Source organism: Sphingobacterium tenebrionis, assembly GCF_037126265.1.
GTDB classification, from domain to species: Bacteria; Bacteroidota; Bacteroidia; order Sphingobacteriales; family Sphingobacteriaceae; genus Sphingobacterium; species Sphingobacterium tenebrionis.
On record NZ_JAYLLN010000010.1, the window covers coordinates 52380 to 73653 of the forward strand.

17 protein-coding genes and 2 tRNA genes are annotated in these 21274 nt (G+C 38.3%); 4 read left to right on the top strand and 15 right to left on the bottom strand.

All coding sequences use genetic code 11. The features are described from left to right. Positions 1 to 12: 12 nt before the first annotated feature. The 3 genes from VJ786_RS06160 to VJ786_RS06170 are packed head-to-tail and all read right to left on the bottom strand — an operon-like array spanning position 13 to position 2611. Positions 13 to 918, bottom strand: a complete 906-nt coding sequence (locus VJ786_RS06160) for an aldo/keto reductase (protein WP_134776612.1) — start codon at positions 916 to 918, stop codon at positions 13 to 15. Further along, a complete protein-coding gene (bamJ, locus tag VJ786_RS06165; protein ID WP_134776613.1) occupies positions 896 to 1582 on the bottom strand; it encodes a BamJ family beta-barrel-assembly machinery protein in 687 nt (228 codons plus the stop codon). The genes VJ786_RS06160 and bamJ overlap by 23 nt, the downstream gene beginning before the upstream one ends. A gap of 39 nt (positions 1583 to 1621) precedes the next feature. Beyond that, a complete protein-coding gene (locus tag VJ786_RS06170) occupies positions 1622 to 2611 on the bottom strand; it encodes a glycosyltransferase family protein (protein ID WP_099367432.1) in 990 nt (329 codons plus the stop codon). Between the two features lie 111 nt (positions 2612 to 2722). Between VJ786_RS06170 and VJ786_RS06175 the strand changes: the two genes are divergently transcribed. Together VJ786_RS06175 and VJ786_RS06180 are read left to right on the top strand one after the other, a co-directional pair. Continuing rightward, entirely contained in the window at positions 2723 to 3682 is a 960-nt protein-coding gene (locus VJ786_RS06175; protein WP_134776614.1) for a zinc dependent phospholipase C family protein, read from the top strand. A 16-nt stretch (positions 3683 to 3698) separates the two neighbouring features. Further along, positions 3699 to 5594, top strand: a complete 1896-nt coding sequence (locus VJ786_RS06180) for a TonB-dependent receptor plug domain-containing protein (RefSeq protein WP_336557450.1) — start codon at positions 3699 to 3701, stop codon at positions 5592 to 5594. A gap of 446 nt (positions 5595 to 6040) precedes the next feature. Here the strand turns inward: VJ786_RS06180 and trxA are convergent, their stop codons facing one another. The 4 genes from trxA to VJ786_RS06200 form a co-directional block, all read right to left on the bottom strand. Further along, positions 6041 to 6358, bottom strand: coding sequence for a thioredoxin (gene trxA, locus VJ786_RS06185; protein WP_099367430.1), 318 nt, complete (start codon positions 6356 to 6358; stop codon positions 6041 to 6043). A gap of 99 nt (positions 6359 to 6457) precedes the next feature. Next, on the bottom strand, positions 6458 to 10879 hold the full coding sequence (dnaE, locus tag VJ786_RS06190) for a DNA polymerase III subunit alpha (RefSeq protein WP_134776616.1): 4422 nt from the start codon (positions 10877 to 10879) through the stop codon (positions 6458 to 6460). A 187-nt stretch (positions 10880 to 11066) separates the two neighbouring features. Further along, positions 11067 to 11585: an OmpA family protein gene (locus VJ786_RS06195; RefSeq protein ID WP_134776617.1), complete on the bottom strand. Its 519-nt coding sequence runs from the start codon at positions 11583 to 11585 to the stop codon at positions 11067 to 11069. Between the two features lie 50 nt (positions 11586 to 11635). Then, on the bottom strand, positions 11636 to 13825 hold the full coding sequence (locus tag VJ786_RS06200) for a glucoamylase family protein (protein WP_134776618.1): 2190 nt from the start codon (positions 13823 to 13825) through the stop codon (positions 11636 to 11638). 170 nt (positions 13826 to 13995) lie between these two features. On the opposite strand from VJ786_RS06200, the gene VJ786_RS06205 reads away from it, so the two are divergent. Together VJ786_RS06205 and VJ786_RS06210 are read left to right on the top strand one after the other, a co-directional pair. Next, a tRNA-Gly gene (locus VJ786_RS06205) sits at positions 13996 to 14068 on the top strand. A 5-nt stretch (positions 14069 to 14073) separates the two neighbouring features. Next, positions 14074 to 14158 (top strand) — tRNA-Leu (locus tag VJ786_RS06210). A 205-nt stretch (positions 14159 to 14363) separates the two neighbouring features. Here the strand turns inward: VJ786_RS06210 and VJ786_RS06215 are convergent. From VJ786_RS06215 to VJ786_RS06250, 8 genes are all read right to left on the bottom strand, one after another. Next, the gene (locus VJ786_RS06215; protein ID WP_134776619.1) at positions 14364 to 14777 is read right to left on the bottom strand and encodes a putative toxin-antitoxin system toxin component, PIN family; all 414 of its coding nucleotides are present in this window, start codon (positions 14775 to 14777) and stop codon (positions 14364 to 14366) included. Positions 14778 to 14788: 11 nt separating this feature from the next. Beyond that, positions 14789 to 14995: a DUF8507 family protein gene (locus VJ786_RS06220; RefSeq protein WP_134776620.1), complete on the bottom strand. Its 207-nt coding sequence runs from the start codon at positions 14993 to 14995 to the stop codon at positions 14789 to 14791. Between the two features lie 270 nt (positions 14996 to 15265). Continuing rightward, positions 15266 to 16369 (bottom strand): TlpA disulfide reductase family protein, encoded by a 1104-nt coding sequence (locus VJ786_RS06225; protein ID WP_167554234.1) that lies wholly within the window; start codon positions 16367 to 16369, stop codon positions 15266 to 15268. Positions 16370 to 16889: 520 nt separating this feature from the next. Then, a complete protein-coding gene (locus VJ786_RS06230) occupies positions 16890 to 17615 on the bottom strand; it encodes a YARHG domain-containing protein (protein WP_134776622.1) in 726 nt (241 codons plus the stop codon). Between the two features lie 70 nt (positions 17616 to 17685). After that, the gene (locus VJ786_RS06235; protein WP_134776623.1) at positions 17686 to 18681 is read right to left on the bottom strand and encodes a ligand-binding sensor domain-containing protein; all 996 of its coding nucleotides are present in this window, start codon (positions 18679 to 18681) and stop codon (positions 17686 to 17688) included. A 49-nt stretch (positions 18682 to 18730) separates the two neighbouring features. Beyond that, entirely contained in the window at positions 18731 to 19438 is a 708-nt protein-coding gene (locus VJ786_RS06240; RefSeq protein ID WP_134776624.1) for a hypothetical protein, read from the bottom strand. Beyond that, positions 19431 to 19631 carry a DUF4177 domain-containing protein gene (locus VJ786_RS06245; protein ID WP_134776625.1) on the bottom strand — a complete coding sequence of 67 codons (201 nt, stop codon included), beginning with the start codon at positions 19629 to 19631 and terminating at the stop codon, positions 19431 to 19433. Before VJ786_RS06245 ends, VJ786_RS06240 begins: the two co-directional genes overlap by 8 nt. 94 nt (positions 19632 to 19725) lie before the next feature. Continuing rightward, complete coding sequence (locus tag VJ786_RS06250; RefSeq protein ID WP_134776626.1) at positions 19726 to 21264, bottom strand: TlpA family protein disulfide reductase; 1539 nt, start codon at positions 21262 to 21264, stop codon at positions 19726 to 19728. Positions 21265 to 21274 lie beyond the last annotated feature (10 nt).

Here is a 21274-nt window from a genome sequence, read left to right on the forward strand (position 1 = left end):
GAATACCTTCCCCTATCTTCTATGCTCCGCATATTTGATTTCCGGAAGCAAGGCCATAATCTGGTCATAATCCGGTAGACTTAGCTTCTCCATTTCCTCCATGGCTTTTCCCAGCTCCTGAGCTTGGGCTTTCGTACGAATTCCCACCACCGAACAAAGAACCGGTTGATGTAATAGTGGATATTTCAACGCCAGCGCCATCGCAGATACATTCAATTCCTTTGCCGTTTCCTCCACCGCCTTCTGAATCTTCAATACCTGATGCACCGGAATACTGAGGTATTTCTGCGCAGGTTTGTTCAACATCAATCCCTGAGCTACCGTCCCTCTAGCAAAAACAGCAATCCCTTCTTCCTTGAGCTTCGAGAAAAATTCCTCTGGCCTCCTATCCAACAGACTGTATTGCATCATGTTGGAAACAATCTGGCTCTTCTCCGCATATTTCAGAAAGACGTTTGGCCGAATGGAGGAAATCCCATATTCCTTTATTTTTCCTTGCTCCTTCAACAGCTCAAAAGCCTCTATAATCTCATCAAATGGATCATCCAAAGTTCCACCATGCAGTTGATAAAGATCAAGGTAATCCGTTTTCAAGCGGCCAAGGCTTTCCTCCACCGCCGAGAGAATATGCTTCTTAGAAGGAACCCAATCCCACCCAGAACCATCCGATCGCCATTTGTTACCAACTTTAGAGGCCAATACCCAATCCTGACGTTTTCCCTGCAACAACCTTCCGATCAGTTCCTCATTCTTTCCTTTATCATAGAGGTCCGAAGTATCCAGGTAATTGATCCCGTAGCTCGAGGCTCGTTCTAAAATCCGATCATTGGTCGATTCATGCCCCTGCATAAAGGACATTGCTCCCAATCCGATTTCAGAAACCTGAAGATTTCCCTTATAAAGCTTGTTTAACTTCATTCAATGGCTCCTTTCTCACTTCCAACAATTCTACTTCAAAAATTAAGGTACTATAGGCAGGAATCGGACCAGAAGCTCTTTCGCCATACCCGAATTGGTAAGGGATAAAAAACTTATACTTCGATCCGGCTTTCATTAATGGAACGCCTCTTTTCCAGCCTTCAATCATATCTTCCAATTGGATAGTGATCGGTTCGCCCCTATCATAGGAACTATCAAAAGAGGTTCCATCAATTAAAGATCCTTTATAATGAATCACAACCGTATCGGTTAATGTCGGCTGTAATCCCTTTCCTTCGGTGATCACTTGGTATTGTATACCATCTGCTGTTTCCTTAACCCCTGCCACTTTCTTATTCTGCAACAAAAAATCAGCACCTGCTTTTTTTAGTTTTGCCTGTTTTTCTTCAGAAACACGTTGCATACCTTTCTGGATGACCTCTTCTTTTTGCGTATCATCGAATAGCATTTTCTTGCCATCCAACACATCTTTAAATGCGTTGGTCAAAATCTGCGAATTCACGGGAAGATCCATCCTCTTCAGATATCCCGCCAAATCCTGCCCTAAGGCATAAGCTAAGGAATCGTTGGCCGTTTTTAAGGTCTGCGCTTGGGATAGACTGATCCCCGCCAATAAAAATATACTGATTAAAAATGCTTTCATTAGGTATGATTGTGTAAATTATGATTTATGATTGATAAATTAAGATTTATGATTGTTTAATATGTTTTCAACGATAGCATCGGTACAGTCCGGATAATCCACCTTTACCTTTGATTTGGCATTCAACCAAGATTCAATTTCCAGTTCCGATTTCTTTTTCAAACTTTTAATTACCGGAACGCCAATCTCTTCCAATGAGGCTGCATTCAGATGTTGCTCGTATTGGTTTTTCATCGGAATTACCAGTAATTTTTTCTGAAGATACAATGCTTCTGCTGGAGTTTCAAATCCTGCACCACATAAAATCCCCGAAGCAGTCGCCATGGACTTCACAAAAGCATCACTGTTGATGGGGTTGATGGTTACATTCTTTAATTGAAATGGCTTTTTGTTATGCTTGGAATAGACCTCCCATTTCACATCAGGAAAACGGGATAGATGCTTTAATAGATGGGCATCGTCGTACGATGGTAAATAGACCGTATAATGTCCATTGTCTACTGCGTCCAATTCGCGTACAGAATTACGAATAACCGGTGTAAATATATGCTGCGCATAACTTTTGAAATGGAACCCATAGGAATGCGTAGATGGAGCATAATTCTTCATGATGAACTTGCCTAGCATATCCGTTTCTTCTGGTTTAGGACTCGCCGGATCAAAAGCTCCAATCTGATGGCTCAAACCAATACAAGGCTTCTCCTTAAAATAACATGCCCAAGCGGAGATCGGTTCAAAATCATTGATCACGAGATCATATTGCTCCACGGGCACCGAATTGACCTCCTTCACAAACTTCCGGACAGTAGAACTCATAAACGTACGCCATAGGTCTACCCCCCCGCTTTTACCAAATATGAAACTCAGGCCATGGTACCGGTATTTCACTTCAAATGGCAGAATAATATCGGCTTGAATCCCGCTGACCAGTACATCTACTTCAGCATGTTTTCGAAGGGATGGAATAATATCTATCGCTCGGCATAAGTGCCCATTTCCAGTTCCTTGAACAGCATATAATATCTTCATCGAAATATTTTGGAACCCCAAATTAACAATATTCAATGAATAAGTAAACGTTTAAATATTAACATTCAATGAATTATTTCTTTAATTTAACCTAAACATTTGTTATTCAACATGAAACCCCTTTTCATTAGCCTTTTTATTTTATACTTATTTTCCGATAAACCAAAGTGGGGATTTTTTGCGCATAGATTAATTAATGAAAATGCAGTCTATACCCTTCCCCATCCGTTAAATTCCTTTTTCAAAAGCCATATTTATCGCATAACTTCCTCCGCCATTAATGCGGACAAAAGGGTTTACATCGATACTGCCGAAGGCAAAAGACATTTTATTGATTTGGATCGATGGCAGCCTAATGATGTTTCATTTGACCTTAATATGGATTCTTTAGACAACAATGAAGATTCTTTAGACCAATCCTTGGATACCTTGATGGTTCCCTGGTATAAATTAAAGGCTAGACAGGATCGTTTTAATTTCCTCCAACATGGCATGATCCCTTGGCAGATCGAAATCTCCTATCAGAACCTGGTCTATGCATTTCAAGAAAAAAACACCAAAAACATTATTAAACATGCTGCAGATCTTGGGCATTACATCGCCGATGCACATGTTCCCTTGCATACCAGCAGCAATTATAATGGACAGTTCAGTAATCAATTAGGTATTCATGCCCTTTGGGAATCGCGGCTTCCAGAGCGTTTTTTTGAAAACTATAACCTTATGGTAGGTACGGCAAGTTATATAGATCATGTTCCATCTTTTGCATGGCAAACCATTAAGGAAAGCCATGCTCGTTTGGACTCTGTGTTGCTGTTGGAAAAAACCACGGCAGATAGACTACCTGATCTCCATCACAAATCCTTTCAAGCAAGAGGCAACAGTATTCTTCACACTTATTCCAATGCCTATTTAGATTTATACCATGAATTATTGGAAGGTATGGTGGAACGGAGGATGCAGAAATCCATCCATGCAGTAGGTTCGTTATGGTGGAGTGCTTGGATTGATGCAGGCCAACCTGACCTACCTATTCAAACGAAGAAAGACAAAACAGAAAGCTTCAATTAAAAATATTTCGATACCTTTGGCAAATTTATTTTATATGAAATACGCCTCCAAGCTATTACTAATCTTAAGTTCAGTACCAACCCTATTATTAGCGCAGCAATCCCAAACGGACAGCACCCAATTACAGGAAGTTCATATTCAAGGGAATAGACTTCAGATACCGGTCAGTCAATCGAGCCGAAACATACAGATCATTAGTCAGAAAGAGATTCAATCCTTGCCCAGCACCAGCATCAACGAAGTTCTTCGTTATGCAGCTGGAGTGGATATCAGGCAGCGTGGCCCCTTCGGCACCCAGGCTGATGCTGGGATCGATGGTGGTAGTTTTGATCAGACCATTTTATTGGTAAATGGAATCAAGTTCTCCGATCCACAAACTGGTCACCATATGTTGAATATTCCGGTTCCATTGGAAGCTATCGAACGTATCGAGATCCTTCGTGGTCCTGCCTCTCGAATATTCGGAATTAACGGACTGACAGGAGCAATTAATATCGTTACGAAAAAGGCGGATAGCCATAGCATCTTTGCCCATACCTATGCGGGATCTTCCTTTGAAAACCGTGAAGAGGAAGGAAAGAAAGGGATATATTGGGGAAAAGGTATTCAGCTAGGTGGAACAATTTCTACCGAAAAGCAACAACATCAGCTTTACCTGACCAAGGAAAATTCAAATGGACAACGATATAATACGGCTTCTGATAATGAAAAAATCTACTATCAGAATCAATTCCAGTTCAATGATCGAAATGCCCTTCAAATGATGGCTGGATATATTAATAATGAATTTGGTGCCAATGGCTATTATGCAGCGCCAGGTGATAAGGAATCGGAGGAACATGTGGAAACCGTTCATTATAGTTTGGCTTCTACGCATCAACTTGGAAATAAGTGGTTTATCAGTCCTAGGTTTAGCCATCGCTATAATGAAGATGATTATCGTTATTACCGAAACGACTTGAGCAAAGGTCGGTCTAAACATTATACCCATACCCTTTCAGGGGAGTTGAACGCAAGTTATAAAAGTGCGTATGGTGATCTTGGCCTAGGTTTGGAAACCCGCCAGGAGAAAATCAGCAGTTCGAATATCGGGAAGCATGAACGTGTGAATTTTGGGGCATATACGGAATTTAGGACAAGTCAGATTAAGAATTTCTTGATCAATTTGGGGGCTTATGTTAATTATAATTCAGATTATGATTGGCAGGTTTTTCCAGGGATTGATGTGAGTTATTTGATCGGTAATTATTGGCAGATTGCGGCAAGTACAGGGTCGAGCCAACGGATTCCTACCTTTACGGATCTTTATCTTAACCAAAGGCCAGCGAATATTGGAAATCCTGAACTGGTTTCTGAAAATGCATGGCAACATGATCTGACGCTGAAATTTAATAAGGATAGGATTGCTGCCAAAGCGGGTTATTTTTATCGGGATATTGATAATTTTATTGATTGGACGAGAGAAAGTACCGCTGTACCTTATCAGGCCATGAATTTAGGGAAAAACCAGGTGCATGGGGTTTTGGTAAATTTTAATTTGTTACAGCCTTTGGGAGTTGATCAATCCTTGAGATTTCAGGTGGATTATAATTATTTAGATCCTTCTATTATTAATAAGACTGAGAATAAGATATTAAAATACGGGATTAAAAGTTTGAAACATCAGTTAGTTGGAACGTTGAGTTATGAGGTTAAGGAATGGTCGTTTACTACAGCAAATAGGTATTTGGAACGAATTTCTGGAACGCCTTATTTTGTTTCTGATTTTAGGGTTGGGTATCAAAGAAATAATTTTAGGGTGTATGGTGATGTTCAGAATATTTTTGATGAGGAGTATCTGGAAATTGAAGCTGTGCCGTTATTGGGTAGATGGGTTACTTTGGGGGTACAGTATAATTTGAAGTTTAGATAGGTTTGTCCGTCAATGCGAGGAGAACTTACGCGTCATTGCGAGGAGGTTTCCACGTCAACGTACGGAAGTTTCCCCGTCATTGCGCCACCTGCGTCATTGCGAGGAGGCACGACGAAGCAATCTTTCTCCTCGTGTCATCCTGAGCAGCCTTTAAGTGTCATCCTGAGCAACCTTTAAGTGTCATCCTGAGCAGCGTCGAAGGATCTATACGGGTACCAAATGTAGATGCTTCGACTTCGCTCAGCATGACATGGGTAAAGATTGCTTCGTTCCTCGCAATGACGCGCCCCCAAGAACCTCCAACGCTCCCACCTACCTCCAACGCCGCATACCTACCTCCTACACCCCACACACCTACCTCCAATGCCCCCCATACCTCTTCCCAACAAAAAAAAGCTCAATTCCTACGAATTGAGCTTTTTATAAATCTTATATTCTTTACAAGATTACAATTGTTTATCTAATTTCTCAGCAAGAACAGATTTTGGAACTGCTCCAACTTGTTTGTCAACAATCTCACCGTTTTTAAAATATAATAACGCTGGGATATTACGGATACCGTAACGAACAGAAATATCTGGGTTGTTATCCACGTTAACTTTTCCAACTACTGCTTTACCTTCGTATTCTGTAGCAATTTCGTCAACCAATGGACCTACCATACGACATGGACCACACCATTCTGCCCAAAAATCAATTAAAACTGGTTTATCTGATTTTAATACAACTTCATCAAAGTTGCTGTCTGTAATTTCTAATGCCATACTTTTATGCTTATTTGATTTATCAATAGTATTTATACAAATATAATCATTCCCAACCTTATGCTATAGGTTTCCACTTAATAAAATTTCTATAGCTTATCAATTTAATCTATAATTCACCCCTTCCAACTCCTCTAAACCATCCAAAAACTCATTCGTAATAAAAATCTTACGCTTTTTCACCGGCATCTCAATCGTCAGTTCATCCTGCATATCCATGATTTTGAACTTCAATTGACAATTCGCCTCCTGCCCTTCAATATGGCAACAATTGATCAAACGCTCTAATTCTGCAATAAATTCCGAATCCAGTTTATGCAATGGAAATTGAATGGTAAAAGTTTTCGCCATCTTTTCCCGAAGATCCGAAAGCAATTGGATGTTCTTCAATTCAAATCCCCAGTTTCCTACCTGCTTAAATCTTTCCTGCACCAGTCCCCGGATCTGCACAAAATATCCTTCCTGTAGATATCCCTTGAATTTCACATAATCTTCACCAAAGACCATGATCTCATACGAATCCGAATAATCCTCAATAACAAAAGATCCGAAAGGTTTTCCAGATTTCGCCACACGATGATTCGCCGATTGGATAATCCCACCAACAACCACTTCCTTGTTCTTGATCCGATTGAATTCCAAAGCTACCTCCGGCTCCACCTCCGAAGCTTTCATCTTATTGATCATCTGCAATTCACTTACCTTATTCGCACAGAAATGCTTGATCTCAAATTTATAGTTATCCAATGGATGGCTGGTCAGGTAGATCCCGATCACATCCTTTTCATATTTCAACTTCTCGATCAAGCCCCAAGCAGTAGCCGGAGAAAAAGTAGGTTCTGGTAATTCCACCGATCCGCCAGACCCAAAAAGACTGGCCTGCGCAGAATTTTCATTCTCCTTGAATTTATGTGCAAATTTGATCGCTTTCTCAATTCCGGTACTGTTATCTGTATCCGAACTAAAGTATTGCGCCCGGTGGGTATCTTTAAAGGAATCAAATCCACCTGCATATGCCAAACTCTCAAAGGCCTTTTTATTGATCATCCGCAGATCTACCCTTTTCGCTAGATCAAACAGTGATTTATAAGGTCCAGAACTTCTACTCTCCACGATGGTCTCCACTGCTCCTGCACCAACCCCTTTCACAGCACCCATTCCGAATCGAATAGCTCCCTCCTCGTTTACCGTAAATTTATAATGCGATTCATTTACATCAGGCCCCAATACCACTAATCCCATCCTTCTACATTCTTCCATGAAGAAAGTGACTTGCTTGATGTCGTTCATGTTGTTTGAAAGCACTGCAGCCATATATTCTGCCGGATAATGTGCTTTTAAATAAGCGGTCTGATAGGCAATCCATGCATAACAGGTCGAGTGCGACTTGTTGAAGGCATAACTCGCAAAAGCTTCCCAGTCGGTCCAGATTTTCTCCAATACCTTTGCATTGTGCCCATTGGCTTCCGCCTGCGACACAAACTTAGGCTTCATTTTATCCAATACCGCCTTTTGTTTCTTACCCATCGCCTTACGCAAAACGTCGGCATCACCTTTAGAGAATCCTGCCAACTTCTGCGAAAGAAGCATTACCTGCTCCTGGTAAACCGTAATCCCATACGTTTCGCTCAGGTATTCCTCACATGCATCCAGGTCATAGGCAATTGGTTCAATTCCATGCTTCCTTTTAACGAAGGAAGGAATGTATTCCATCGGTCCCGGACGGTACAGTGCGTTCATGGCAATCAAATCCGCAAATACTGTAGGTTTCAGCTCCTTCATGTATTTCTGCATCCCCGGAGACTCATACTGGAAGATACCGATGGTTTCTCCACGTTGGAAAAGCTCATAAGTCTTTTCGTCGTCAATCGGGAAATGATCCGGATCCAGCTCAATATCGTGGCGTAATTTAACGTTGGTGACCGTATCTTTAATCAAGGTCAGGGTTTTCAACCCCAAAAAGTCCATCTTCAATAAGCCGGCGCTTTCCACCACCGAGTTATCAAATTGGGTAACATACAGATCGGAGTCCTTCGCCAAGGATACCGGAACAAAATTCGTAATATCATCTGGCGTAATAATAACTCCACAGGCATGGATCCCTGTATTGCGCATGGATCCTTCCAAAACACGCGCTTGTTTGATGGTTTCCGCCTCAAGACCAGCTCCATCAGCCAAATTCTTCAACTTATTGACTGCTTCCAATTCTTCCGAACGTAAAGCCTCCTTTAAGGCTTTATCCTCCATATTGAAAATCTTGCTCAGTTTGAGGTTGGGGATCAATTTGGCAATCTCATTAGCATCTGCCAAAGGCAGATCCAACACCCTTGCTGTATCCTTGATGGATGATTTCGCCGCCATGGTACCATAAGTAATGATCTGGGCCACTTGCGAAGCGCCGTACTTATCGATCACATACTGCATTACTCGACCACGCCCCTCATCATCAAAGTCGATATCAATATCCGGCATGGATACCCGGTCAGGATTCAAGAAACGCTCAAATAGTAGATCATATTTGATGGGGTCGATATTCGTAATTCCCAAACAATAAGCAACGGCAGAACCCGCTGCCGATCCACGACCTGGCCCCACAGAAACGCCCATATCTCGAGCCGCAGCAATGAAATCCTGTACGATCAAGAAATAACCTGGATATCCGGTTTTCTCGATGGTCGCCAATTCAAAATCCAAACGCTCGCGGATATCATCCGTAATTTCCTCATATCGCTTTTCTGCCCCTTTATAGGTTAAATGGGCAAGGAATGCATTTTCCCCTCTTTTTCCGCCATCCACATCATCTTCTGCATGTTGAAATTCCTCTGGAATCTCAAACTTCGGTAATAGTACATCCCGATTAAGTGAATACGTTTCGATCTTATCCAAAATCTCCTGGATATTGATGATGGCATCGGGCAGATCGGTAAAGGACTTTTTCATTTCCTCCGCCGATTTGAAATAATATTCTTGGTTCGGCATGCCGAATCGGAAACCTCTACCCCTACCTTTAGGCGTAGATAGTTTCTCCCCATCCTTTACACATAAAAGGATATCATGGGCATGCGCATCCGTTTTATTGACATAATAGGTATTGTTGGTAGCAACCATTTTAACCTGGTGCTTTTTAGCCAGTTCGATCAATGTAGCATTCACACGGTTCTCATCTTCCTGACCATGGCGCATGATCTCTATATACAGATCCTCGCCAAATAATTCCTTCCACCAGATCAAGGCTTCTTCAGCCTGGCTTTCACCAATATTCAAAACCTTACTAGGTACCTCACCATTCAGGTTACCGGTTAAAACGATCAGATGTTCTTTGTATCGTTCCACAACAGATTTATCAATCCGAGGCACATAATAGAAACCCTCAGTATAGGCAATAGATGCCATTTTGGCCATATTATGATAGCCTTCTTTATTTTTGGCCAGAAAAACTACCTGGTAACCGTTATCCTTGCGGGATTTATCTTTCCGATCATCACAGATATAGAACTCACAACCCACGATCGGTTTGATCGCTTGATCGGTAAAATCCTCGCCCTTTGCCAAGGCTTCCTCCCTTTTTGCTTCCAGGTCTTTATTATAGCCCAACACCTTACTTACAAAGTGAAAGGCTCCCATCATATTCCCATGATCGGTCATGGCTACAGCTGGCATTTTTTGCTTTGCAGCCGCCTGCACCAAACCGTCAATGGAGATGGTAGATTGCAGGACAGAAAATTGGGTATGGTTATGTAAATGGGCAAAACTTGCCTCTTGGAATCGTTTTAATGTTTCCGGATCGATGGTAACTGAAGCAATACCCGACTTTTCGCGAGCACGGATATCGTCCGATGCTGCTTTTAGATTGATATGCTTTAATCCTACTGATTCAACAACAGCAGGATGTTCTCTTTTGAACTCTACAAAATATCCGGTATCAACTTGAAGATCTGCTGGTGTATAAACCTCGCGACGCACCAACTCAAAGAAACAACGGGTTGTTGCTTCCACGTCGGCGGTTGCATTGTGTGCCTCCGCAAAAGGAACACCAAATAAATAACTGTGTAGTTCGGTAAGTGTAGGTAATTTGAACTTACCACCACGTCCACCTGGTAATTTCAATAGATCGGCAGTCACTTCTGTACAGGTATCCAAGATCTGCATCTTCCCCATGGGACTATCCACTTGGTACCTATAAAACTCAGCGCCCATGATGTTCAGGTCAAATCCGATGTTCTGACCTACTATAAATTTTGCTTTTGAAAGGGCTTCATTGAATTTGGATAAGACTTCCTGTAAAGGAACCCCTTCTTGCGTTGCCAATTCCGTAGAGATACCGTGAATTTTCTCCGAATCATAAGGGATATTAAAGCCATCCGGTTTAATCAGATAATCTTGATGCTCTACCAACCTACCCATTTCATCGTGCAATTGCCAAGCAATCTGAATACAACGCGGCCAATTATCTGTATCTGTAATTGGTGCATCCCAACGCTTCGGCAATCCCGTCGTCTCCGTATCAAAAATTATATACATAGTTTTCCCTCTGAACTAACAAAAATACTTAATAATTCCTTAAGATTGGAGCCAAATCTGTCAGAAGAATTCAAGATAGACAACCTTTATTGTTTTAATCTATTATTTCAGATTGCGACCAGATTATCCATTAAAGAAAGAGCTCAATTGATAACCAATTGAGCTCTTTTTTCTTAAGTGAAATTTCTTATTTTAAAATCACCACCTCTACCCGTCTGTTTTTCTGACGGCCATCGGGCGTCTTATTATCTGCAATTGGTTTGGTCAGCCCTAAACCTCTTGTTGCTATTCTAGACTCTGCAATTCCGGCATCTACTAAAAATGCTTTTACAGAAGCTGCTCTTTTATCCGATAACCAAAGGTTATAATTTGCTTCTCCGGTGGCATCTGTATGTCCATCCACACGGATCTTAGCTTTTGCCTGATCCGTTTTCAACACCTTCACCAATTTGCTCAATTCTTTTTTAGCCGCCTCCGATAAATAAGATGAATTTGTACTGAACAATAAATCGGAAGATAAAGAGACCATTATCCCTTCATTGGTTTCGGTTGCCGTTTCAAATTCACGTTTTACATTTTTCAATCCATCGTTGGTACCATCTTTGGAAACAACGGCTCCTGGATTTACCACCATGGATTGTTGTTTACAAGAGAACAGCGTAACACTAGCTAAAATGATCAAAAACAAAAAGTTTATTCGCTTCATATTTTTTGTAGATTATTAATTTCGTAAATATAAGTTTTCCTCGTTAAATTTTATTTTTTAAATATTCTTTGCTCCGCAGATTGAATCTCTGGAATCCCTTGGTATAGCTTCCAGATCAACCCTGTTCTGGCATTTTCCAACATGACCGCCACATGGGCTTGGTTCGACGCCAAATATTCATCGGAAACATCATCGTTTTTCAGATCCATCCATGATCGGAAACCATATTCCGAGAATAGGGTCTCCCCATAAAGTGTATACAAAGCATTTAATGAACGTTTTGCTTTAACAGGATCCAAAAATATGCTCGCTATAGATATAGCAGGATTGATCCGGTAATTACCCACCGCATCAAAATGCTGATAGAAACCCCAGATATCTGAATTGGTAGTCCCCACACCTATTTCATTGTCCCTACGTTTAACCAATAGCGCATATTTCCCTACAATATCCTTCAAATCATATGCGCCAACTTTAGCTAGGTTAGGATTAATACTGGTAAATGGTCTGTACATTTCCAGGAGACTCGAATTTATTGGCCCAAACGGGACATCTAGACCATACATTGAAGTATCCTTCAGGCCTGATACTTTGATCAAGGTATCCACCAGCACTGGCTTGTCCACTATTTCCAAATCCATATCCGTTTTAGCCAAACTATCTTTGCTTAAAGAATCCTGAATTCCCTTGGCATTATCCAATGGACTTGCAGGCACTACCCGTTTATAGGAATAGGCCAAGGAATTTGAAAATGCCTGATTAGGAAGACTATGTTTCTTGGAAGCCGTTGCCAGCATATAGGTATTCAAACCAACTCCCAATCCCGTTAAAGGTGCATGTGGAAGATTCCCTTCCACCATATCCAAAGAAGATCTTAATATAAGTGGATCTGTACTCAATGCAGCAGCTCGCCAATCTACCCTATCCCATAATTTTGTGATGGCTGTCCGCAATTCGGCTTCTTCAGCGGCATCGCCCTTGAGGTACTGCCTTACAATCAATAAAGCCTCAATAATGGATGTGGTAGCTACCACATCGTATTTTGCCTGTCCATCCAGGTATTCCGGCAATCCTTTTCTTCCATCGAAAAACGCCGGATAAAAACCTTTATTATTCTGTGCCTTATCTAAGAATTGAACAATTTTCTTGGTTCTGTTGAGGAACATGGACTTCGATAGAAATCCCTTCTCTACGCCCACCATTAAACTCAATAAGGCACCACCGGTTTCTTTTACAGAAACAGGAGCTTTATCCTTCAATCGGAATGGTGTATACATCCCGGAATTCACATCATAGTTCTCAATGAAATAATTGATATGGGCCAATTGAACCAAATCCAAAAACTGGTTCTCGTTCAGTGCTTTCGGTTCCACCTCCTTTACATCCGAGAATGGCGATTCGCGGTAATTATAATCTACCCAAGCGATTTTATAATAATATTTTTTATCCAATGTAGGCACATAATCCAGATACCTCAACATATACGTTGGTCGAATAGCTACGGGGGTGAACTCCTTATTATCCAGCGATCGGTAAATCTTCACATACCTGATACTTGGTGTCAATGGCACCTGCCATTGTAATTCTACATGTTTACCGTGAGGATTGACCTTAGAAAGCACTGCTGCGGAAGTCAAGGGAGCCGTTGAATAATTGGCAGGTAGGAATTCAATCTGATCAAGGAACAATTGATGGGTAGCAGGGCTGCTTTGCTGCTGTCTGAAAATGACCCCTGAAATGATCTTATCAATATTTAATCCGGCAAAATCCTTAACCGGAATCTTAACATTCAACCAGGCATTATTCGTATAATCTTCAATATAATCGCCTAAGGGTAGACTAATAGATTGATTGGGGCCTTGTTGGATGGAAATAGATGGCAACTGCTTCTGTGCGGTTTCCGAAGAACCGACAAATAGTTTCAAATTCAAAACATCTTCCGCTGATACCCGGTAATGGAATTTCTGACGACTGTATCGAACCAGTACATTCCAATCGCCAGCTTCCGAAGAGATATAGCGCAAGGACAATGCATTTCCTGGTGTAAAATAAAGGGAATCAGAAACCAGGAGGTTCCGATGTACATTCTCTACCCAGCTTTGTCCGGAATAATCCACATAACTTCTAGCATAGCTTCCTTTCACCAAACTATTATCGAAAACTACTTCTGTATAGGATTCGGCTTTGGATTTGGTAAGAAAACAACATAAAATCAAAAAGAAAAAGAGTCTAAGTTGCATATTAAACTATTATGATACGAAAATAGAGAAAATTCGTGCCAAAAGCCACTTTTTTGGGTTATTTAAGGCTTCGTGATAAAATTATTACGCAGATATAAAGCACATTGCAATTTTTTGGTAAGAATAATTTTTCAAGTATCAACATTCTCTCTATATTTGCAACACTTCAAGCGAAAGTAGCTCAGTTGGTAGAGCACAACCTTGCCAAGGTTGGGGTCGCGAGTTCGAATCTCGTCTTTCGCTCAGTTGCCTAGGTGGTGGAACTGGTAGACACGCAGGACTTAAAATCCTGTTCCTGTTAAAGGAGTGCGGGTTCGATTCCCGCCCTAGGTACGGAAAAAAAGCTCGTCGGATGACGAGCTTTTTTAGTATAAAGTAGTGAGTATTTAGTATTTAGACCTATGGCGTCCCGCTGGTATTATGCGCCATTGCGAGGAGGCACGACAAAGCAATCTTGAAACACCTATCCGTCATTGCGAGGAGGCACGACAAAGCAATCTTCCCTAAATTATCAAATGAAAATGGCAATGCACCTACTCTAAGAAATCAAATCAATAAATTTTTCCAAAGAGATAACATTAATGATTGGAAAATCTACTTGCTTCAAAGCATCAAAGTGTCGATCATTAGAAACAAGATAATGCGAATTAGCTGCAAAGGCACAATCGACAAATTTATTATCATCTGAATCAGAACGGATCAGTCCCAATTGAAAATGAACTTCAACTTTCTTAACATTGGGCAGCAGGGTTAATGCACCCAACACAAGTTCCGCAGTTTCTTTTGAAAATATATCTGAAATCTTCTCTTCATATTCTAACAAAATATCATTAGTAACATAAACTTCAAAATCACCGTTGTAAATTTTATCTAAAAGAACTGAAAAGGTCGACCTCCGAGAGATCGACCTCAATATGACATTTGTATCTAAAATAACTTTGAGATTAGACATCAAATTATTCTTTATTTTAATAAATTATCAAGCTTTTCGTCACTATACCCTTTCTCATCCCAAATTTCATCCGCTCTGTCCCGTGCATGATCCAGAAGAAATTTCGCCATTACACGTTTAAGTTCGATCAGTTGTTCTTCTGGTAAATCCACAGAAAACAATTTGAGAAGTTCAACTTGTACATTGGTCAATGGTGGGTTTGATACTGTAGTTCCCATTATTCCCTCCTTTTTGATTATACCCAAATTTAACAAATAATATTCATTGCCTAAAAATGCATTAAGAAAATTATCATGCCAAAACCTCGTCATATAAAGGCACATCTCCGTCATTACTTGTAGCACTGATAAATTAATTCAAGTGAATAAAGATTTCTCAATTGGATTTCCAATTGCCAAATAATATAGTCAGGATGAGGGTGGGCGGATAGATAAAGCATATTTTTTCGTTTGTAATATTTGTCTAAGTAACTATGCTCAATTACTTTTTTAAATCTCCATGATTGTTTCCATAAATTCATCTACTTCAATATCATTCCTTTCACTGTCATATATAAGGAGTCCATCTTTATTTATAACAATTATTCGTGGAATAGCTTTGATATTTAATTGTATTACCAAAGGATTTCTTCCTGCAAAACCATCGCAGAAATTATCCCATGTGATGTTATGATGTTCTACTGCTTTTTTCCATGAGTTTATATTTCGATCCAAGGAAATTGAGAGAATATTAATGCGATCTCCGTATTTTTCATTTAAATTATGTAAAACTGGCAACTTTTCAATACATGGTAGACACCAACTAGCCCAGAAGTCTATAATTGTAACTTTACCTTTATATTTATCAGAATTAATTATGTGACCATTAATATCTGTACCGGAAAATTCCTCCAAAATATTTTTTTTTATATTAATTCCTAATAATCTTTTTTGTACAATCATTCCACTTGGGCTCGATTTTAATGTATTGGACAAAACATTAAAATGATCTCTTATATAATTCAAACTAAAATTTCTTAGAAACATTTCATTGATTAATAATAATGAAACAAAGGCATTTGGATTTTTTTTAATAAATTTCTCCCTTTCGTAATTCATTGATGAGATAAGTGAATCGTATCTTAATCTGAAATCATTAGATTTATTTCCTACATCCTTATATTTCAACAGACTATCAGCCAAGTTATTTATAAGTGGAACATAATGACGACTAATCTCACCACTCTGCTTAAAGATGCTATTTTCTATTCCATCCACTTTTCCTCTATATAAACTGGTTAATTCACCTGTAATCGAAATATGCCCTTTTTCAAGAATAAAAACTAAGTATTGATTCGTTACCGCAGGAACTTCAATTGCACATTGCTTATTTTCTGAAATATTTCCCTTAAATTCAAAATAACCATTCTTGGACATACATGAGTCCAAAACCAAATCCTTCTCCTTCAGAAAATAAAATGCTCCTAAATCTATCAAATAAACCATATTGTTATCAAGGTTTTTTATATGACCTTGAATATGGTAAGGTTTAACCTGTTGACCATGGGTAACCTGTAGGCAAAAAACAAATAAAAATAAAATAATTAGCTTCATAAAGATTTGTATGGTTAAGAGTATTATCATTCTATCATTGAAAGAATGATAATACTTTAATAAATTAGTTTTAAGCAGCGCAACACTTCTTTTAAACAGGCTTGGTTCCCGAACACCTACGTTCTTAATTATCTATTCGGCTACATGTCCTTTTACAATAAGTTATTGAAACTCCATTGCCATTAACACACGAAGCATTACAACTTGATGACGGTGCTTCAGTTATTGTCATTTCTCTACTGTGCCTCCTGTTAACCCTCCTAAAACTTACACATTGTTCAATAGTGGGTTTGAAAACCAAAGTTTCCATTATTCGCCCCTTTTTATCATAAACAAATTTAATTATTATTATTCATTGACTAATAATGTATTAAGAAAATTATTATGATAATTACACATCCTTTGCATACCTCGAGCCAGTCCTTTACTAGTACATTGCGCCTTTGTAGGGAGGTATGCTCTTCCCTGCATGGACGTGGCGTCATTGAAAGGAGACACAACGAAGCAATCTTCACATATATTACCCAGCGACAATGAAATCAACAAACCTTAATCGTCCATTTTTCCATTCAAACTTCCATAAATAGGTATATTCTGTGATCATATAGTTAGGATAAACTAACTCGCTATATTCTGAACCCCCTTGATTAGCGTACTTGATATTAACCTTTTCCCTATCGATGCTTATTTCATAATTCATTACATAATCACCATTATCCACAGTAACTTCGTATATTCCTTTATGTTTTGACCAATTGATATCATCCAAGTTCACTTGCTCCAAAGTTTTTTCTAAATAGGCAATATCCTTCCTATTTTCTATATCATTGGTTTCAAAATTATATTTCCTTTGCAGATCTGATTTATTGTTCGATTGTAATGCTGCTTTAAAGACCTTTAGTTCATTAATCAATTTATCCCTTTCAGCTTTCAGTTCAGTAGTCTTGTCCTGCAATATTTTAATGTTCTGCTTTTCTACCGTGTTAAAAATTATTTTATTGTTGTTGGCAACAGGTTTATACCAGCTTTTTTCTGAATAATAGCTATCAATATTAGAATCCGAAAATTTATAACCTCTTCTAGCAAATAAATCATTTGCTAAAAACCGTAATTCATCAATACTCAAGTCCTTAATTTGTTCAATTTGGATTAGTTTTGTGGCACAAGAAGAGCAATCCTTAAGGGTCTGTGCTGATAAGGAAGAAAGCAAAAAACTGGAAATTATTAATACAAATAGGCTTTTCATAAATTTAGGATATTAAAAAAACGAAGATAAATTCGTTCTAAAAATGACGATTATTACATATAATCAGTATTTAATCCTCAGACCACCTTCCTATCCCATTTAAAGTTCCATACCAAATTATTCCATCATTTGCTTCAAGTATCCCAAAAATCATTCCTTCATGGGTTTTGAATAGCTCCGGAAGTAAATTAGGATTGGACAAAGAACTTTTATTATATCGCGACAAAACCCAACTCTCTTGATTGCCATTCTTTTGTAGACCATTCGAAAATTCACTTGTTTTATCATCCTTTGAACTTGTCCAAATATTCCCTTCTTTATCTTCATAAATATAGCCTACAAAACTATCTGAAAATTTGGTAAAGTTTCTTCCATCGTATTTCCAAAGACCATCATTCCCTCCTATCCAGATATTACCGCTAGCATCTTCTATCATGCCCCTAACATTGTAAAACCCACGATTATTCTGGGTTAAATTGGAAAATGATTTTCCATCATAAATAGAAACCCCTTCCTGCGTTCCAAACCAAAATTTTCCGGATTGATCCTCCAAGATCCAATGGACATAATTGGCTGGCAATCCATTTTCTGTTGTAAAATTCAGAAATGATTTTCCATCAAAGCGACTTGCTCCCTGTTCAGTACTGAACCAAATATTACCCTTTCTATCTTCATAGATTTCTGTGACCCTATTGTTGGCTAGCCCGTCTTTACTTGTATAATTTGTAAAAGATTCTCCATCATAGTAATAAACTCCCGACCCAACAGAAGAAAACCAAAAGTTACCTTTTCGATCTTCTAAAACAGAGAAAAATCGAACTGAATTTATTTTATCCGTGATTTTAGAAAATGATTTTCCATCGAATCGGAAGATTCCATCGAATGTAGCCACCCAAATACGACCCTTACTATCCTGTTTTATGTTTCTGGTTATTCCTTGAGGGATCTCGGCAGTATCCTTAACTTGGTTTTGATTAATGCGATCATCAGACCGCATATTTTGATTATTCCCAACACAGGAAGACAAGATAAAAGCGAAAAAAAACAGAAAATTATGATTTTTCATTTAACATGACTTAAGAACAATCAATTATCTTACTATACCAAACTACTTTTTAACTGTCGTTTTTTAATTCCTTATCTAAAGATTTGTCCAAACTTTCAATTTCTTTCAAAACTTGTTCGTACCGCAAAATTTTAAACATTTTCGTTAGCTCTAATCTCCATAAATAACTAAGAAGTTCCTTTTTCTGTGTAGCAGATAAATTTGCAGTTTGTAAACCCTTCAAATTGCCTTTCTCATCAAAATTCATATACGGCGACAGGATTTCATTTGTAGGAGCAAAGTAAGTTTTAAAATCTTGCATTTCCTCATTATGATTTTCTAACTGCTCAATAATATTGTAATGATAATCGTACAGTTTTATTATCTTAAACCTTAATGAATCATTTGAGATTGTTTTTAAGTTAGTTCCTTTTAGTGATTCATAACCGGTTTTGTTGATTATTGGTGAATAATTCCTGAAGAGTAAAAAATAGTAAACAGCAATTGAATCATTATTTATTTCTTGATTGTTAACCCATTTCCTTAACTCCCCCACGCCAGCCTTACTGATTTTGTGCATTTTTAAATTTGATTCAAAATCTTTGTAATCTGAGTTTATTCCGTTTTTAATTTCACCTAAAATTTTATTTTCAGATACTTTTTCTCCTCGATTTGCACTCCATTCGGTTAGGGCAAAGGCAAGGATCACACTTATGAAAATCAGAGCAAATTCAGTTGAATATTTTTTAAGAGCATTTAGAATTTTTTGTTTAGACATCTTTTTCAAAAAACAAATAAATATAAATCGCAAATCCGAAATTAGTTGAATTTGTGGAGGCTAATTTGAATCCATTTTTTGCATATTCGTCTAATTTTTCTTGAATGTCATCCTTTGATTTCTTCGCAATATGTTCCGAATCAAGAGTTAATTTTGAGTAATAAATTAAAGTTTCTACTTTGTATGCTTTCATAATTTTGATCTTTTAATGCTGTTTTTGTTTACAGCGACAGCAAACTACAATTTATCTTATTATAATCACTCTATTTATCTAAATATTTATCTATCTATTTACCTTCTTTATTTGTTAGCAAATCCTCGATCAAGTTTTTTACTTTTTCATTTCCCGGAAATGCAGTAAACTTATTCGCCAAAATCCCTTCCTTACTATATAATAAATACGATGGGATATATTCAAATCCGAATTCAGACATTAAATAACTCCATTGATCATCCTTTAAGTAATAATGTTCGCTTCCAATACCTTTAATTACTTCTTCCCAGCGTTTTTTTGGCGAAGATCCATTTGTTAAATAAACAAAAACAACATCCTTACCCTGAAAATCCCCTTTTATGGATTTAAACTGCTTCATAGCGCCCAAACAAGGGCCGCACCAGGTAGCCCAAAAGTCTATAAACACCACTTTACCTGGATATTTTGCAAGAATAGTGTCCATCAACTTTTCCTTAGCAACATGAGCAATATCATGTACGACCAAGGGCGATTTCTTGCTATCCTCTTCGATTACCTTCTCATTTTTTCGGGACAGTATTTTAGCAATTTCACCCTTTCCCCAATAGTTCTTTATTGCCTCCTGCTGTTTAGAGTTTAATGGTTTTACTTCCTCATTAAGCTGTAGACCATAGGCATTCGCTGCCAGAATATCATAATACGGTCCATCCTTAAACCCAACCTGCTCGGCCAAAAGTCCTTTTACCTTTTTTAACCAGGATGGAATATCGCTATCACCTATTGGTGGAAGGCCTAATACCTCATTCTGGAGTATATGATGTTGAAGTTCGGGGAATGTAAAGGTATGCAAGTACTGCGGATCATTGAGATCAAAATCTTTTAAGAAACGAAAATAGGATCGATCAATTTTTTGGATTTTAGGCAAATTCACTGTATCCTTTGTGGCATTTAAATAGTTGATTTTCATGGAACTTTCATAATCGAACATGCCACTAGTGTAATAAAACATCCGAAAATCTTTTTTTAGAAAATCTTTAAACTCTTTTGAAAGCGCAACATCATTCCCCAATACCGCCTCTAGCCTCCTATTATATGATTTCTTTACAGATTCCAAGAAATCATCAATCCTCATATTATAATAATGTGGGTATTTCCAATTTGGGTCATTGGGTTTATTTTCAACCAATTTCCTAAATAATTGTTCGCTTTGCATCATATCATATTTAGGCATCGCAGGCGTAAGATCTATTTTATGGATTGTCGATCTATCAGTGTATTGTATTTCAATATAGGTAGGTTTATTTATAAAGGTTTTAATGTAAATTGGATTAGTTTGTAAACTACTAGATAAACCTATTATTGTACTACTGGTTTCCATATCATAGTCAAGCGCGAATCTGCCCGAGTAATCTATAGGAATTTCATATGTAGAATAATCTCCAGTAATGGGATGCAGAACCGAAATGCTGACCTTAACCCCACCTGCCATAAGGCTATCTGGAGCCATGATTTTTCCTGTAATCTTAGATGATCCGGCAACTATATTTATCGGTTCTGTTTGGTTTTCATTTTTCTGGCTACAACTTAAAAGGAAGAATAATATACAAGCAAAGAAAATTTGGATTTTAGTCATCTATGGTTTG

What these genes read in the sequence shown, in the direction of transcription:
- VJ786_RS06170 (WP_099367432.1), bottom strand. Translation starts at nt 2,611, where the DNA reads ATGAAGATATTATATGCTGTTCAAGGAACTGGAAATGGGCACTTATGC.
- VJ786_RS06230 (WP_134776622.1), bottom strand. Translation starts at nt 17,615, where the DNA reads ATGAAAAGCCTATTTGTATTAATAATTTCCAGTTTTTTGCTTTCTTCC.
- trxA (WP_099367430.1), bottom strand. Translation starts at nt 6,358, where the DNA reads ATGGCATTAGAAATTACAGACAGCAACTTTGATGAAGTTGTATTAAAA.
- VJ786_RS06235 (WP_134776623.1), bottom strand. Translation starts at nt 18,681, where the DNA reads ATGAAAAATCATAATTTTCTGTTTTTTTTCGCTTTTATCTTGTCTTCC.
- VJ786_RS06250 (WP_134776626.1), bottom strand. Translation starts at nt 21,264, where the DNA reads ATGACTAAAATCCAAATTTTCTTTGCTTGTATATTATTCTTCCTTTTA.
- dnaE (WP_134776616.1), bottom strand. Translation starts at nt 10,879, where the DNA reads ATGTATATAATTTTTGATACGGAGACGACGGGATTGCCGAAGCGTTGG.
- VJ786_RS06175 (WP_134776614.1), top strand. Translation starts at nt 2,723, where the DNA reads ATGAAACCCCTTTTCATTAGCCTTTTTATTTTATACTTATTTTCCGAT.
- VJ786_RS06240 (WP_134776624.1), bottom strand. Translation starts at nt 19,438, where the DNA reads ATGTCTAAACAAAAAATTCTAAATGCTCTTAAAAAATATTCAACTGAA.
- VJ786_RS06225 (WP_167554234.1), bottom strand. Translation starts at nt 16,369, where the DNA reads ATGAAGCTAATTATTTTATTTTTATTTGTTTTTTGCCTACAGGTTACC.
- VJ786_RS06160 (WP_134776612.1), bottom strand. Translation starts at nt 918, where the DNA reads ATGAAGTTAAACAAGCTTTATAAGGGAAATCTTCAGGTTTCTGAAATC.
- VJ786_RS06215 (WP_134776619.1), bottom strand. Translation starts at nt 14,777, where the DNA reads ATGTCTAATCTCAAAGTTATTTTAGATACAAATGTCATATTGAGGTCG.
- VJ786_RS06195 (WP_134776617.1), bottom strand. Translation starts at nt 11,585, where the DNA reads ATGAAGCGAATAAACTTTTTGTTTTTGATCATTTTAGCTAGTGTTACG.
- VJ786_RS06200 (WP_134776618.1), bottom strand. Translation starts at nt 13,825, where the DNA reads ATGCAACTTAGACTCTTTTTCTTTTTGATTTTATGTTGTTTTCTTACC.
- VJ786_RS06220 (WP_134776620.1), bottom strand. Translation starts at nt 14,995, where the DNA reads ATGGGAACTACAGTATCAAACCCACCATTGACCAATGTACAAGTTGAA.
- bamJ (WP_134776613.1), bottom strand. Translation starts at nt 1,582, where the DNA reads ATGAAAGCATTTTTAATCAGTATATTTTTATTGGCGGGGATCAGTCTA.
- VJ786_RS06245 (WP_134776625.1), bottom strand. Translation starts at nt 19,631, where the DNA reads ATGAAAGCATACAAAGTAGAAACTTTAATTTATTACTCAAAATTAACT.